The 14,732-nt window shown below is 73.3% G+C and carries 13 protein-coding genes; 11 read left to right on the forward strand and 2 right to left on the reverse strand.

Annotated features, from left to right (window positions below; genetic code table 11):
* Positions 1-326: 326 nt before the first annotated feature.
* From ACFWIC_RS13300 to ACFWIC_RS13330, 7 genes are all read left to right on the forward strand, one after another.
* Entirely contained in the window at positions 327-1,481 is a 1,155-nt protein-coding gene (locus ACFWIC_RS13300; RefSeq protein ID WP_329883065.1) for an LLM class flavin-dependent oxidoreductase, read from the forward strand.
* On the forward strand, positions 1,478-1,972 hold the full coding sequence (locus tag ACFWIC_RS13305; RefSeq protein WP_329883064.1) for a GNAT family N-acetyltransferase: 495 nt from the start codon (positions 1,478-1,480) through the stop codon (positions 1,970-1,972). The genes ACFWIC_RS13300 and ACFWIC_RS13305 overlap by 4 nt, the downstream gene beginning before the upstream one ends.
* A gap of 173 nt (positions 1,973-2,145) precedes the next feature.
* The gene (locus tag ACFWIC_RS13310) at positions 2,146-3,093 is read left to right on the forward strand and encodes an ABC transporter substrate-binding protein (protein ID WP_329952243.1); all 948 of its coding nucleotides are present in this window, start codon (positions 2,146-2,148) and stop codon (positions 3,091-3,093) included.
* A gap of 40 nt (positions 3,094-3,133) precedes the next feature.
* The gene (locus tag ACFWIC_RS13315) at positions 3,134-4,147 is read left to right on the forward strand and encodes an amino acid ABC transporter permease (RefSeq protein ID WP_329952242.1); all 1,014 of its coding nucleotides are present in this window, start codon (positions 3,134-3,136) and stop codon (positions 4,145-4,147) included.
* 38 nt (positions 4,148-4,185) lie between these two features.
* Positions 4,186-4,938 carry an amino acid ABC transporter ATP-binding protein gene (locus ACFWIC_RS13320; RefSeq protein WP_329952294.1) on the forward strand — a complete coding sequence of 251 codons (753 nt, stop codon included), beginning with the start codon at positions 4,186-4,188 and terminating at the stop codon, positions 4,936-4,938.
* Between the two features lie 77 nt (positions 4,939-5,015).
* Positions 5,016-6,005: an ABC transporter substrate-binding protein gene (locus tag ACFWIC_RS13325; protein WP_329952241.1), complete on the forward strand. Its 990-nt coding sequence runs from the start codon at positions 5,016-5,018 to the stop codon at positions 6,003-6,005.
* Between the two features lie 86 nt (positions 6,006-6,091).
* Positions 6,092-7,285 (forward strand): serine/threonine-protein kinase, encoded by a 1,194-nt coding sequence (locus tag ACFWIC_RS13330; RefSeq protein ID WP_329952240.1) that lies wholly within the window; start codon positions 6,092-6,094, stop codon positions 7,283-7,285.
* Here the strand turns inward: ACFWIC_RS13330 and ACFWIC_RS13335 are convergent.
* Positions 7,241-7,942, reverse strand: coding sequence for an MBL fold metallo-hydrolase (locus ACFWIC_RS13335; protein ID WP_329952239.1), 702 nt, complete (start codon positions 7,940-7,942; stop codon positions 7,241-7,243). The two genes, ACFWIC_RS13330 and ACFWIC_RS13335, sit on opposite strands and share 45 nt — an antisense overlap.
* A 390-nt stretch (positions 7,943-8,332) precedes the next feature.
* Between ACFWIC_RS13335 and ACFWIC_RS13340 the strand changes: the two genes are divergently transcribed.
* Positions 8,333-9,193, forward strand: coding sequence for a fumarylacetoacetate hydrolase family protein (locus tag ACFWIC_RS13340; RefSeq protein WP_329952238.1), 861 nt, complete (start codon positions 8,333-8,335; stop codon positions 9,191-9,193).
* A gap of 215 nt (positions 9,194-9,408) precedes the next feature.
* Here ACFWIC_RS13340 and ACFWIC_RS13345 read toward each other — a convergent pair whose 3' ends face one another.
* On the reverse strand, positions 9,409-10,149 hold the full coding sequence (locus ACFWIC_RS13345; protein ID WP_355399323.1) for a TetR/AcrR family transcriptional regulator: 741 nt from the start codon (positions 10,147-10,149) through the stop codon (positions 9,409-9,411).
* Between the two features lie 174 nt (positions 10,150-10,323).
* On the opposite strand from ACFWIC_RS13345, the gene ACFWIC_RS13350 reads away from it, so the two are divergent.
* The 3 genes from ACFWIC_RS13350 to ACFWIC_RS13360 all read left to right on the forward strand — a co-directional run bounded on the left by ACFWIC_RS13350 (position 10,324) and on the right by ACFWIC_RS13360 (position 14,703).
* The gene (locus tag ACFWIC_RS13350; RefSeq protein WP_380518289.1) at positions 10,324-11,022 is read left to right on the forward strand and encodes a rhomboid-like protein; all 699 of its coding nucleotides are present in this window, start codon (positions 10,324-10,326) and stop codon (positions 11,020-11,022) included.
* 95 nt (positions 11,023-11,117) lie between these two features.
* Entirely contained in the window at positions 11,118-12,842 is a 1,725-nt protein-coding gene (locus ACFWIC_RS13355; RefSeq protein ID WP_329883055.1) for a DUF885 domain-containing protein, read from the forward strand.
* Positions 12,843-13,167: 325 nt separating this feature from the next.
* Complete coding sequence (locus ACFWIC_RS13360; RefSeq protein WP_329952235.1) at positions 13,168-14,703, forward strand: MFS transporter; 1,536 nt, start codon at positions 13,168-13,170, stop codon at positions 14,701-14,703.
* Positions 14,704-14,732 lie beyond the last annotated feature (29 nt).

Genomic DNA, 14,732 nt, shown 5'->3' on the forward strand with positions numbered 1-14,732 from the left:
GCGGGCCGGGAGAGCCGTCGTCACCTGACGGTTCGTTTGGCGCACGCTGCCGCCGCCCCTCTCCTCCCCAGCTCTGCGCTCCGGCAGTCTCCCCTCCCGCCCCGGCCGACCGGTCATGCACGCCACCCCGCACACCCGGGCGGTCCCGCTCACCCGCGACCCGTTCACCGGGGACCCGTTCACTGGGGACCCGCCCACCCGGCCACCGCACCGCCACCACCCCGTACGCGCCCGTCCAGCACCACGGCCCGGCCCCGCCAGGGCCCTCTCCGGCCTGCCCACCCGCAGCCCACCGGACCGCGCACGACCCGAAAGGTTCCACCACCATGCCCGTCGAATTCCTCGGCATAGCCGCCACCGGCGACGGTTCGGAGACCACCGCCCGCACCACGGCCGCCTTCGACCGCGACTACACCCTGCGGCTGGCCCGCGCCCACGAGGACCACGGCTGGGACCGTGTGCTCTTCGCCTACGGCGCCGGTGCCCCCGACCCGGCACCCGCCGCGGCCTTCCTCGCCTCGCGCCTCGACAAGCTGCAGATCCTGCTCGCCCACCGGCCGAACGTGTCCTACCCGACCTTCGCCGCCAAGACCTTCGCCACCCTCGACCGGATCAGCGACGGCCGGCTCACCGTCCACTTCATCACCGGCGGCAACGACCACGAGCAGCAGCGCGAGGGCGACTTCCTCACCAAGGACGAGCGGTACGCCCGCACCCGGGAGTACATCGGCATCGTCAAGAAGGCGTGGACCAGCCGGGAGCCCTTCGACCACGAGGGCGAGTACTACCGGTTCAACGACTTCGTCTCCGACGTCTTCCCGGTGCAGCAGCCGCGCCCGGGCGTCTCCTTCGGCGGCTCCTCGGAGGCGGCCTACGCGGCCGGCGGCGCCGAGGCGGACATCTTCTGCCTCTGGGGCGAGCCGCTGGCCCGGACCGCCGAGCAGATCGAGCGCGTGAAGGAGGCGGCGCGGGCCGCCGGGCGGAGCGACGTGCCGCGGATCCAGGTGGCGTTCCGGCCGATCATCGCGCCGACCGAGGAACTGGCCTGGGAGAAGGCGCACCGGACGGTCGACGCGATCAAGGCCCGCCGGGAGGGCGGCGAGCTGGTCCGCCGCGGGCAGCCGCAGGGCACCGCCCCCGAGAACACCGGCTCCCGGCGACTGCTGGAGATCGCCGAGGCCGGTGAGCGGTACGACCGGGCGCTGTGGACCCCGACCGCCGCCGCCACCGGCGGGGCCGGCAACTCCAACGCGCTGGTCGGCACCCCGGAGACGGTCGCCCAGGCGCTGCTCGACTACTACGACCTCGGCGTGGACATCCTCTCGGCGCGCGGCTACGACCTGATCGGCGACACCATCGACTTCGGCCGGCACGTGATCCCGATCGTCCGCGAGGAGGTCGCCAAGCGGGACGCCGAGAAGGCGGCCAGGGCCGAGCGGGACGAGCGGGACCGGCAGCAGCTGATCGCGGTGCAGGCGTGAGCGGCGCCGGCCCCGGCACCGGCCTCGACGTCGAGGTCCGCCGGGTCACCATCGACGACCCGCTCGTCGAGCCGCTGCTGCGCGAACTCACCGAGGAGTACGTCCGCCGGTACGGACCGTCCGCGCACAGCGAGATGACCCGCTACCCGGCCGACAGCTGGACCGAGCCGGACGGCGTGCTGCTGATCCTCCTGGAGGACGGCGAGCCGGTGGCGGGCGGCGCGTACAAGCGGTACGACGAGCGGACCGCCGAGGTGAAGCGGATGTGGACGCACTCGGCGCACCGCCGCCGGGGCCTGGCCCGCCGGGTCCTGGTCGAGCTGGAGCGGGCCGCCGCGGCGGTCGGCTACAGCCGGATCTTCCTCACCACCGGGCCGCTCCAGCCGGAGGCCAAGGAGCTGTACCTGGCCACCGGCTACACCCCGCAGTTCGACGTCGGGGCCGACCCGCTGACCATCGGCCCGCTGCCGTTCGAGAAGGACCTGCGGTGAGCCCGACCGCACCGGTTCACCGCTGCACCGCCCGAGCACCCAGCCGCACCGGAGCACCCAGCCGCACCGAGACACCGTCCCGCACCGAGACACCGTCCCGCACCGAAGCCGCGCCCGGCACCGAAGCCGAGTCCCGCACCGAAGCACCGAAGCACCGAAAGGCACCAGCCCCCGTGAGAACCACCACCGCCCGCCGCCTGCTCGCGTCGACCGCCCTGCTGCCGATCCTGGTGCTGGCCGCGTGCGGCTCGGACCCGAAGAGCGGGGGCACGCCGGGCCCCGGCGGGCAGGCCGTCTCCGCCGCCGCCGAGGACCTGATCTCCGGTCTCAAGAAGTCGGACGCCGCCGCCGCCCTGCTTCCCGCGGAGGTCCGCGCCGCCGGGACGGTCAAGTTCGGCTCCTCGTTCGGCGCCCCGCCCAGCGCGTTCTACGCCGACCAGGCCACCAAGAAGGCCGCCGGGCTCGACATCGACTTCTCCGACGCGGTGGCCAAGCTGCTCGGCCTGACCGTGCAGCGCGAGGAGGCCGCCTTCGAGACCATCCTCCCCGCGCTGGGCAGCGGCAAGTACGACGTCGGCACCGGCAACTTCGGCGTCACCGCGACCCGGCTGAAGACCATCGACTTCGTCACCTACATCGACGACGGCCAGGGCTTCGCGGTCAAGAAGGACAACACGAGCATCCAGCCGGTCACCGACCTGGTCCAGCTGTGCGGCCTGACCATCGGCACCGGCGCCGGCACCACCTTCGAGACCACCCTCAACGCCAAGAAGAACGTCTGCACCGACGCCGGCAAGAAGCCCTACGAGGTGAAGGCGTTCAGCGACGCCGGCGCCGCGCTGACCAGCCTCCAGCAGGGCCGGGTGGACATCTCGATGTCCACCATCAACGGTCTGCGCTACCAGGCCTCCCAGGAGGCGTCCGGCACCAAGTTCCTCGGGGAGTTCCACCGGCTGGACGTCGGCTTCGCGTTCAAGAAGGGCTCCACGCTCACCCCGGCGTTCCAGGCGGCGGTCAACCAGCTGATCAAGGACGGCAGCTACGAGCGGATCCTGAAGAAGTGGGGGGTGGCCGACTCGGCCATCAAGGAGTCCCAGATCAGCCCGCCCGAGCACGCGTGACCCCCTGTCCGGGCCCCGGGGCCCTTGGAGGAATCCCACCATGACCGTCACCACCACGACCCCGGCCGTTCCGGCCGCCCCCGGGAAGTCCGCGGGCAGACCGGACACCGCCCCGCTCGACCTCGGCGAACTCGCGGAGCTGCGCACCGTCCGCGCCCGGCACCCCTGGCGCTGGGCGGCCGGTGTCGCCGCGCTCGTCGTGCTCGCCCAGTTCGCCCACGGGCTGGCCACCAACCCCGGCTGGGACTGGGCGACGTTCCGGGTCTACTTCTCCGCCGACACCATCCTGCGAGCGGTCGGCCGGACCGTCGAACTCACCGCCTACGGAACCCTGCTGGGCTTCCTGCTGGGCGCCGTGGTGGCCGCGATGCGGCTCTCCCGCAGCGCGATCCTGCAGTCCATCGCCTGGGCGTACGTCTGGGCGTTCCGCTCGATCCCGCTGATCGTCCAGCTGGTCTTCTGGTTCAACCTGTCGTACCTCTACAAGACGTTCGGCATCGGCATCCCGTTCGGCCCGACCTTCGGCGACTTCGAGACGATCGGCGTGCTGGGCGCGCTCGGCGCGGCCGTGCTCGGCCTCGGGCTGCACCAGGCCGCGTTCGCCGCCGAGATCATCCGCGGCGGCATCATCGCCGTCGACGCGGGCCAGCGGGAGGCCGCCGCCGCGCTGGGCGTGCCGCGCTGGCGCCAGGCCTGGCGGATCGTGCTGCCGCAGGCGATGCGCGGCATCCTGCCGTCCGCCGCCAACGAGGTGATCTCGCTCTTCAAGGGCACCTCGGTGGTCTACGTGATGGCCATCGGCGAGCTCTTCTACCAGGTCCAGGTGGTCTACGGACGCACCGGCCGGGTGGTGCCGATGCTGATGGTCGCCACCGTCTGGTACGTGCTGCTCACCACCGTGCTGTCGATCGGCCAGTACTACGTCGAGCGCTACTTCGCCCGGGGCGCCGACCGGACCCCGCCGCCCACCCCGCTCCAGCGGGCCCGGACCTTCGTCCAGGGCCTGCGGGCCCGCACCAGCACCGTCGAGACCGCCCCCGGAGGACGCTCGTGACCACCGCCGTCGAGAAGCCCGCCCCCGCCGCGGAGCCCATGGTGCAGGTCCGCGGCCTGTACAAGAGCTTCGGCCCGCAGGCCGTGCTGCGCGGCGTCGACCTCGACGTCGCGGTCGGCTCGGTGACCGTGGTGCTCGGTCCGTCCGGCTCCGGCAAGTCCACCCTGCTGCGGTCGATCAACCACCTGGAGAAGCTCGACAGGGGCTTCGTGGCGATCGACGGCGAGCTGATCGGCTACCGCCGGTCGGGGGACCGGCTGCACGAGCTGAAGGAGCGCGAGGTCCTGCGGCAGCGGACCAACATCGGGTTCGTCTTCCAGAACTTCAACCTCTTCCCGCACCTGACCGTGCTGGAGAACATCGTCGAGGCGCCGGTCAGCGCGCTGCGCCGGCCCAAGGCCGAGGCCCGGGCCCGGGCCCGGGAACTGCTCGACCGGGTGGGCCTGGCCGACCGGGAGGACGCCTACCCGCGCCAGCTCTCCGGCGGCCAGCAGCAGCGGGTGGCGATCGCCCGCGCGCTCGCGCTGGACCCGAAGGTGCTGCTCTTCGACGAGCCCACCTCGGCGCTCGACCCGGAGCTGGTCGGCGAGGTGCTCGACGTCATCAAGGACCTCGCCCGGGGCGGCACCACGATGATCGTGGTCACGCACGAGATCGGCTTCGCCCGCGAGGTCGCCGACACCGTGGTCTTCATGGACGACGGCCTGGTGGTCGAGCAGGGCTCCCCGGCGGCCGTCCTCGACGACCCGCAGCACGAGCGGACCAGGGCCTTCCTGGCCAAGGTCCTCTGAGCCGAGGTCCTCCGAGCCGAGGTCCTCCGAACCACCACCCTCCCGAACGACCCCCTTCCATCCGCAGGAGTTCCGCCATGTCCCTACCCCGTCGCGCCCTCGTGACCGCCGCCGCCGCGCTCGCCGCCGCCCTCACCCTGGCCGCCTGCGGCAGCTCCTCGGACGCGACGGCGGAACTCGCCCCCGCGAAGGGCAGCACCGCGCCGAACGGCACCACGGTGAACCTCACCCCGGACCAGAACCGGGTGACCACGCCCAAGGTGGACGCCATCGCGGCGCTGGTGCCGGAGGAGATCAGAAAGCGGGGCACACTGACCGTGGTCGACTCGCTCGGCACCACCCCGCCGCTGGACTTCTACGCCAACGACGACAAGACCATCATCGGCGTCGAGCCGGACATCGCCTCGCTGGTCGGCAACGTGCTGGGCCTCAAGGTCGAGTTCAACCCGGTCTCCTGGGAGAACATCTTCGTCGGCCTGGACAGCGGCAAGTACGACGTCGGCATCTCCAACATCACCGTCACCGAGGCCCGCAAGGAGAAGTACGACTTCGCCACCTACCGCCTCGACATCCTCGGCTTCGAGGCCAAGAAGGGCAGCGGCTGGAAGGTCACCGGGCCCAAGGACATCGCCGGCAAGACCGTCGCCGTCTCGTCCGGCACCAACCAGGAGAAGCTGCTGATCTCCTGGAACGAGGAGAACGTCAAGAACGGTCTGAAGGCCGCCGACATCAAGTACTTCCAGAGCTCGTCCGACTACTACCTGGCGCTCTCCTCCGGCCGGATCGACGCCTACGTCGGCCCCAACCCGGTGGCCGCCTTCCACGGCGTGCAGACCGGCGAGACCGAGGTGATCGGCACCTACTCGGGCGGCGGCGCCGACGTGCTCGGCAAGATCGGGGCCACCACGAAGAAGGACAACGGCCTGGTCCAGGCGCTCAACGGCGCGATCAACGAGGTCATCAAGAACGGCACCTACGGCCAGGTGCTGAAGCGCTGGGGGCTGGACGCCGAGGCCGTCCCGACCTCCGAGGTCAATCCGGTCGGCCTGCCCAAGCCCAAGGCCTGACCCGTTCACCTCCAGGCCTTCCCCCACCGCTATCGTGACCCGGTCAGGATGAACGGCGTTCGATTCCGGCGGACTTGGGGGAAGGCATGAAGGCGGACGATGTCGTGGGCGGCCGCTACCGGCTGGACCGGGAGCTCGGTCAGGGCGGCTTCGGCGTGGTGTGGGCCGCCTACGACGAGACCATCGGCCGGTCGGTCGCGCTCAAGGTGCTCTCCGAGGAGAAGGCCACCGACGACGAGGCGGTCAGCAGGTTCGTCCGCGAGGCCAAGACCGTCGGCGGCCTCTCCAACCCGCACATCGTCACCCTGCACGACTACGGCCGGGTGCAGGACGGCTCCCGCTGGACGCACTACCTGGTGATGGAGCTGGTCCGGGGCCGTCCGCTCTCCGCGCTGCTCCGCGACGGCACCCCCGACCTGACGCTCTCCCTCAAGTGGGTGCGGCAGGTCTGCAAGGCGCTGGACGCCGCGCACCGCTCGGGCGTGGTGCACCGGGACATCAAGCCCGAGAACATCATGATCGCCGACACCGGCGAGGCCAAGGTGCTGGACTTCGGCATCGCCCGCCTGCTCACCCAGTCCGGCAGCGGGCTCACCTCCACCGGCGTGGTCATCGGTACCCCGCCGTACCTGGCGCCCGAGTGCTGGGCCGGCGGGCACATCGACGGCCGGACGGACCTGTACGCGCTCGGCGTGCTGCTCTACCAACTCTCCACCGGCCGCCGTCCGTTCAACGCCGGCTCGGCGGTCACCATGATGTTCCAGCACCTCAACGAGGCCCCGCCGCCGCTGCGCACCGCGGACCCGGCGCTCGACCGGCTGGTCCTGCAGCTGCTCGCCAAGGACCCGGCCGACCGGCCCGCCGACGCGGCGGAGGTCCGCCGGCGGCTGCGCGACGTCAGGCTCGGCCCCGACCCGGAGCAGCTACGGACCAGGGCCGACGACGCCTGGCGGCGCGGTGCGGCCGGCTCGCCGGACCGGGCCGTCGAGCAGCTGACCGCGCTGATCCCCGAGTTCGCCCGGGCCTTCGGACCGGCCGACCCGCGGACCCTGCGGACCTGCCACGACCTGGCGCTCTGGCTGGCCCGCTCGGGCAGCCCGGGGGCGGCCGTCGCGCTGCTGCGCGACCTGGTGCCCGCCCTGGACGGCCACGAGCGGGCCCGTGCCGACGTCGAACGCGACCTGGACCGCTGGGAGCGCGAGACCCTGCTCGCGGGCCCCGGCCCGGCCCGGCCGCTAGTGCTGGCCCAGCTGCTCGACGGCACGCCGCAGCACGGCTGAGCCGTCCTCGACGACCGGGTCGCCGTGTCCGAACAGCACCGTCCGGGAGTCCAGCGCGGCCAGCCGGCGGAACGACTCGACGGCCAGGGCCGGGTCGGCGTTGAAGACGCCGGGCATGGTCCGGCCGTCCACGTTGGCCGCGACGTCCCCGGTGAACAGCACGCCGGGGCCGGGCAGGTGCAGGGCGATCGAGCCGGCGGTGTGCCCCGGCACGTGCACGACGACCGCGCCGCCGCCGAAGCCGAGCACCTCGCCGTCCTCGACCTCGCGGTGCACCTCGCACGGCGGGGCCGGTGGACGCGGCGGAAGGCTGTCCCAGATCTGCTGCTCGAAGGGGCTCAGCACGAACGGCGCCTCGTCCTGCTCGCCGCGGATCACCGGTGCCTCCAGCCGGTGCGCGATTACCTCGGCGCCCAGCCGCTTCGCCAGCTCGGCCGCCGAGCCGATGTGGTCCTCGTGGTAGTGGGTGAGCACGACGGTGCGCAGCGCGGCCGGGTCGGCGCCGACGGCGCGGATCCCCGCCTCGATCGCGTCGGCCTGCCCGGCGATGCCGGTGTCGACCAGGGTCAGCGTGCCGTCCTCGTCGCGCCAGAGGTAGACGAGGCCGAAGTCCAGGGTGATGAGGGTCAGTTCGGGGCGTATGCGGGTGATCTCCATGCCGGAATCCTGGACCGCGGGGCGGTCGTTCAGTCCTCGTGTTCGCCTTGGGCGTGGGGTTTTCGCCGTCGGCGTGACGGCGGGCGGGGAGAGCGGGGAGGGCGCGATCCGGGCGGCGGCGGGGCGGCGGCGGGGTGGCGGCGGGGTGGCGGCGGGGTGCCCGCGGGGGGTGCCGGGCGGGGGTTCGCGGGGTGCCCGGGGGTGCCCGCGGGGTGTCAACCGTGCGGGCGGCCGAAAGGCGGGGCCCGGGCCCGGGCGGGTTGGGAGGATTTCGCCGACCGGGACGGTCTGGTCCCGGGGTGCGGGCCGTTGATATACCTCCTGGACAAGAGGCCGGCGCGGTCCGCGACCGCCCCGGTGACCTGCGACGAACTAGATGGTGAGGCTCAGATGAAGCTCCTCCGTGTCGGCCCGCCGGGCGCCGAGCGCCCGGTCGTGCTGGGTCAGGACGGCACCGCGTACGACCTCTCCGGGGTGACCGCGGACATCGACGGCGGGTTCCTCGCCGGGCTGGACGACGCCGGCCTGGCCGAACTGGCCGGCGCGGTGACGGCCGGGCGGCTGCCGGTCACCGACATCGCCGGCCGGCGGGTCGGCGCGCCGGTCGCCCGGCCGGGCAAGGTGGTCGGCATCGGGCTCAACTACCGCGACCACGCGGCCGAGGCCGGCGCGCCGGTCCCGGACGAGCCGGTGATCTTCCTCAAGCCGAGTTCCACCGTGGTCGGCCCGTACGACGAGGTGCTGGTGCCGCGCGGCGGCGAGAAGACGGACTACGAGGCGGAGCTGGCGGTGGTGATCGGCCGCACCGGCCGCTACCTGGAGGACCACGCGGCGGCGGCCGGGGTGATAGCCGGGTACACCATCGCCAACGACGTCACCGAGCGGGCGTTCCAGTTCGAGCGCGGCGGCCAGTGGGACAAGGGCAAGTCGGCGGAGACCTTCACCCCGCTCGGGCCCTGGCTGGTGACGGCGGACGAGGTGGCGGACCCGCAGCGGCTCCCGCTGCGGCTCTGGGTCAACGGCGAGCTGCGGCAGGACGGCTCCACCGGGCAGATGATCTTCCCGGTGCTGGAGCTGGTCCGCTACGCGAGCCAGTTCATGGTGCTGGAGCCGGGCGACGTCCTCGTCACCGGCACCCCGGCCGGCGTCACCCTCGGCCGCCCGGGCACGCCCTTCCTGGCACCGGGCGACATCGTCGAGATCGAGATCGACGGGCTCGGCCGGCAGCGCCAGGTGCTCGGCAAGGCCTGAGCGCCCGCGCACCCGACCCTTGGCACGGGGGTCGGAGGTCGGGGTCCGGGTTCGGGGACGGCGACGGCGACGCACGGAACGGAGGGCCGGAGGGCCGGAGGGTCCGGCCGGTCCGGGGCAGAGGTCCGACGCTGCACAGGCAGGGCACACGCAGGCAGGGCACACGCAGGGCACAGGCAGGCAGAGCACGCGCAGACGGGGCACCCGGAGGCGGGTCAGCGCGGGGAGAGGATCTCCCGCAGCCGCGCCGTCCGGGGCGAGTCCTCGCCCTCCAGGGCCAGCAGCGCCGTCAGCACCCCGGCGGTCTGCGGATCGTGCAGCGCCGACGCCGCGGCCATCGCCACGAACTGGTCCACCAGCCACTCCCGCAGCTCGGAGACCGGCAGCGCCCGCCCTTCGTCCAGCCAGCTCAGCGAGGCGCCCTCGACCACCGCGATCCACGAGCGCACCAGCAGGGTCAGCAGCGGTCCGGCCTCGCGGACCCCGAGGTGCCGCAGTGTCCGCTTCAGCGCGGCCCGCCGGACGTCGTCCACGATCGCCGAGGTCCGCGCCGTCTCCACCACCGAACCGCCGCGCAGCAGCGCCGAGTAGCCGGCGCCGTGCTCCTCGACGAAGGCGAAGTACCGCTCCAGCACGGCCGACAGCTGCTCGGTCGGGGTGCCGGCGAGCGGTACCGCGAACCGTCCGGTCAGCTCCTCGGCCGCGCTGCGCAGCGCGGCCTCGTACAGCTGCTGCTTGCCGCCCGCGAAGTAGCGGTACACCAGCGGCCGGGAGGCCCCGGCGGCCTCCGCGACGTCGTCCAGGCCGACCTCCTCGGGCGGCCGCGTGGCGAACAGCTCCAGGGCCACCTCGATCAGCTGCTCCCGCCGCTGCTGCACCGGCAGCCGCCGGTATCCGGCCCGCCGCGGCCGGGCCGGCTCGGGTGCGGGCGGGACGGGCGCTGAGCTGGCTTCCATGGCGGCCAGCGTAGTCGCCGCGGGCCGGATGGGATCCGGCCGTGCACCGATCTTCCGAACGGGCGTTTGCGGACGTCGCGGGCCCGGTGCCGGGCGGGCCGGTCCGGAGGCGGGCGGCCGCGCGACCACCGAGGATGGGACCGATCGTCCGCGCTACCGAGGAGGGCCCGCCGGATGGCGCAGTCGCCGGGACGGGGGAGTCGGGCCGGCGGGCTGCGCGGGTTGCCGCGCGGGGTGGTGCGGTGGGTCCGCTCGGCCCCCGGGACGTACCTGTGGCTGCTGCTCCTCGGGGTCACCAGCTTCGTGGTGGCGCGGACGGACCCGGCCACCCTGGACTGGTTCCTGGCCGCTCGCTCGACCAACCTCGACCAGTTGCGCGAGCGGCCGGTGCACGCCCTCGTGGCCAGCGCGCTCTGGACCGAGCAGGCGAGCTGGCCGTCGTACGCCGTCCTCTTCACCCTGTTCCACGCCAACGCCGAGCGCTGGCTGGGGACGTTGCGCTGGTTCACGGTCGCCGCGACCGCGCACGTGCTGGCCACGCTGGTGAGCGAGGGCGTGGTCGCCTGGGGGATCGTCCGGGGCAGCCTGCAGCGGAGCATGGCCGAGACCGTGGACGTCGGTGTCTCGTACGCGCTGGCCGGCGTGGTCGCCGTGCTCACCTACCGGTTCGCCGGCCGCTGGCGCGCGGTGTACGGGGGAGGGGTGCTGCTCTTCTACGGTCTGCCGCTCGCCGTCTCGCACACGTTCACGGATCTCGGGCACTTCAGCGCCGTCCTGATCGGCCTCTGTTTCTTCCGCTTCGCGCGCGGACGGCCGGTCTGGGACCCGGGTGCGGCCCTGCGCAGGTGGCGGGTCCGCCACCTGCCCGGCTGAACGTTCCGGCGAAAACCGGTCGTTCGTCCGAATTGGCCGGTCCATGCCACTCGTCAGGGGCTTGCAATCGGCTCCGGCCGCGAAATGATGTCCGGATGGCTGAACTGATCACCTCCGACGGCACCACCCCCCGCCGTATCGCGGACGACCACGTGCGGGAGCTCGCGGAGCTCGACCCGCTGACCGCGGTGTACCTGGGACTCAACCCCGAGGACGACCGCCTTCCCGACCTCTCCCCGGCCGGCGCCGAGACGATCGCCGCGCTGGGCCGCCGCACCCTCGCCCGGCTCGACGCGGCCGAGGCGGCGCTGGACGCGGCCGAGGCGGCCGGCACCCCCCGGGACGAGGCCGAACGGCGCTGCGCCCGCCTGCTGCGCGAGCGGCTCACCGCCGAGCTCGCCGTGCACGACGCGGGGGAGGTCTACCGGGCGGTGCGCAACCTCGGCTCGCCGGTGCACAACGTGCGCGAGGTCTTCACCCTCATGCCCACCGACACCGAGGAGCAGTGGCAGGTCCTCGGCCGCCGTCTCGCCCGGGTACCGGCCGCGCTCACCGGCTACCGCGAGACCCTCGACGAGGGCATCCGGCGCGGCCTGCTCTCCGGCCCCCGCCAGGTCACCACCGTGGCCGGCCAGCTGGGCGAGTGGCTGGCGGGCGACGTGCCCGGCGGCTGGTTCGGCGAGCTGGTCCAGGACGCCCCCGAGGCGCTGCGCGCGGGCCTCGCCGAGCACGCCGTGGCCGCCGCCGGGGCGCTCGCCGAGCTGCGCGACTGGCTGCGCGACGTCTACGGTCCGGCCGCCGCCGACGTCTCCGACACCGCCGGCCGTGAGCGCTACGCCCGCTGGGTCCGCTACTGGACGGGCGCCGACCTCGACCTCGACGAGGCGTACGCGTGGGCCTGGGAGGAGTTCCACGACCTGAACGCCCAGATGCAGGCCGAGGCCGAGAAGGTGCGGCCCGGCGCCGCCCCGATGGAGGCCATGAAGTGGCTGGAGAGCGACGGCCCCGCGCTGCACGGCGCCGAGGCCGCCCGCACCTACCTCCAGGGCCTGATGGACCGGGCGATCGCCGACCTCCAGGGCACCCACTTCGACCTGGCCGAGCCGATCACCCGGGTCGAGTCGATGATCGCCCCGGCCGGCAGCGCCGCCGCGCCGTACTACACCGCCCCCTCGCTGGACTTCACCCGCCCCGGCCGCACCTGGCTGCCCACCCTCGGCCGCGAGCGCTTCCCCCAGTGGGACCTCGTCTCGACCTGGTACCACGAGGGCGTTCCCGGCCACCACCTGCAGCTCGCGCAGTGGAGCTACGTCGCCGACCGGCTCTCCACCTACCAGGTCAGCGTCGGAGGGGTGAGCGCCAACCTGGAGGGCTGGGCGCTGTACGCCGAGCGCCTGATGGACGAGCTGGGCTACCTGACCGACCCGGGCCACCGGCTCGGCTACCTCAACGCCCAGATGATGCGGGCGCTGCGGGTCATCGTCGACATCGGCATGCACGCCGGCCTCGACTTCCCCGCCGACTCGCCGTACCGGGCGGGCGAGCCGGTCGCGCCGGACGCCGCGCGCGAGTTCTTCGGCCTGTACTGCGGGCTGTCGGCCGACTTCCTGGACAGCGAGCTGGTCCGCTACCTGGGCATGCCCGGCCAGGCGATCGGCTACAAGCTGGGCGAGCGCGCCTGGCTGCGGGGCCGGGCCGCCGCCCGGGCGGCGCACGAGGCGCGCGGCGAGGTGTTCGACCTCAAGGCGTGGCACATGGCGGCGCTGTCGCAGGGCTCGCTGGGCCTGGACGACCTGGTCGCGGAGCTGTCGGCGCTGTAGGCGCGGCGGACCCCGCGCCCGAGGCGCGGGACCGCTCGGTGGCCCCCGGGGTGTCAGCCCCGGGGGCCCCGCACGTTCCGGCCCCGGGCCGTCCGGCCCTGAGGTCTCCCGGGTCCTCGGGCCGTCCGGAGCACGTGGTCGGCGTCCGGCCCGGGGCGTCCGTCCTCCGGCCCGGGAGCCGCTCGTCCTCCGGTCCCGCACCTCTGGTTCTTTGGTCCTGTTTCACCCTATTTGGTGAGCTTTTTCCTTGCCATCCGCCCGAACGCGCGTTTGGCTGGAAGTCGACTGCGTGACCTCTCCGCACCCCTCCGGAAAGGCTCCCCCAGTGTCTTCCACTGCTGCCACCCGTCATGAGACGCCGGACCCCCGCCGTTGGTGGGCCCTGGCGGTCATCGCGATCGCCCAGTTGATGATCGTCCTCGACATCACCATCGTGAACATCGCCCTCCCGTCGGCCCAGAAGGACCTCGGCATATCCGACGCCGACCGGCAGTGGGTGATCACCGCCTACACGCTGGCGTTCGGAGGTCTGCTCCTCCTCGGCGGCCGGCTCGGCGACCTCTTCGGCCGCAAACGCGTCTTCACCGTCGGCCTGCTCGGCTTCGCCCTCGCCTCCGCGATCGGCGGCGCCGCGACCGGTCCGGAGATGCTGTTCGGGGCCCGCGCCCTCCAGGGCGCCTTCGGCGCGCTGCTCGCTCCCTCGGCCCTGGGGCTGCTCTCCACCACGTTCACCGACCCGAAGGAACGGAGTACCGCCTTCGGCATCTTCGGCGCGATCGCCGGCGGCGGCGCCGCGATCGGCCTGCTCGCCGGCGGGCTGCTCACCGAGTACCTGAACTGGCGCTGGTGCCTGTTCGTCAACACCCCGATCGCGGTGGTCACCGCCTTCGCCGCCTTCTCCGTGCTCTCCCGCGACCACATCGGCAAGGGCCGGCGGATCAAACTCGACCTGCCCGGTGCGGTGCTCGGCTGCGGCGGCCTGCTCGCCATCGTGTTCGGCACGTCCGAGGCGGTGACCCGGGGCTGGGGCGACTGGCTGGTGCTGGGTTCGCTGATCCTCGGCGTCGTCCTGCTCGTGGTGTTCGTCCTGGTCGAGAAGCGCACCGAACACGCGCTGCTGCCCCTGCACATCGTCGCCGAGCGCAACCGCGGCGGCGGCGCGCTCTCGATCGGCCTGGCCATGATCGGGATGTTCGGCCTGTTCCTGTTCCTGACCTACTACCTCCAGGTCATCAAGGGGTTCTCGCCGGTGATGTCCGGCGTCTCCTTCCTGCCGATGACGGCGGCCATCGTCATCTCCTCCACCGGGTTCGCGGCCCGGCTGATGACGAGGGTGCCGTCCCGCAACCTGATCGGGCCGGGGCTCCTGCTCGCCGCCGCCGGCATGGCCTGGCTGACCCAGATGAAGGTGGACAGCCCGTGGGCCGGCATGGTGCTGCCCGCCGAACTGCTGCTCGGCTTCGGCATGGGCCTGGTCTTCATGCCGTCGATGAGCCTGGCCACCCTCGGCGTCGCGCCCAGCGAGGCGGGCGCCGCATCGGCCACCATCAACTCGGCCCAGCAGGTGGGAGGCTCCTTCGGAACCGCACTGCTCAACACCATCGCGGCCAGCGCCACCGCGAGCTACCTCGCCACCCGGATCTCGGCCGATCCGGGGGTCCAGGCCCAGGGCGCGGTGCACGGCTACGTGGTGGCCACCTGGGTCGCGATGGGCATCCTGCTGGTGGCCGCGCTGATCGCGTTCCTGATGATCGACCACCGGCCTGCGCCGGGTGAGGCCGCCGGCGAGGCGGGCGGCGCCGCCGAGGCCACCGCCACGGCGGGCGCGCAGGCGCCGGGTCCGCGGCAGCGCGCCTCCTGATCCCGGTCCCGCCCGGGCCCGCCGCGAGG

Origin of the sequence: Kitasatospora sp. NPDC127035 (genome assembly GCF_042726075.1) — a bacterium.
Taxonomy (GTDB): Bacteria; Actinomycetota; Actinomycetes; order Streptomycetales; family Streptomycetaceae; genus Kitasatospora.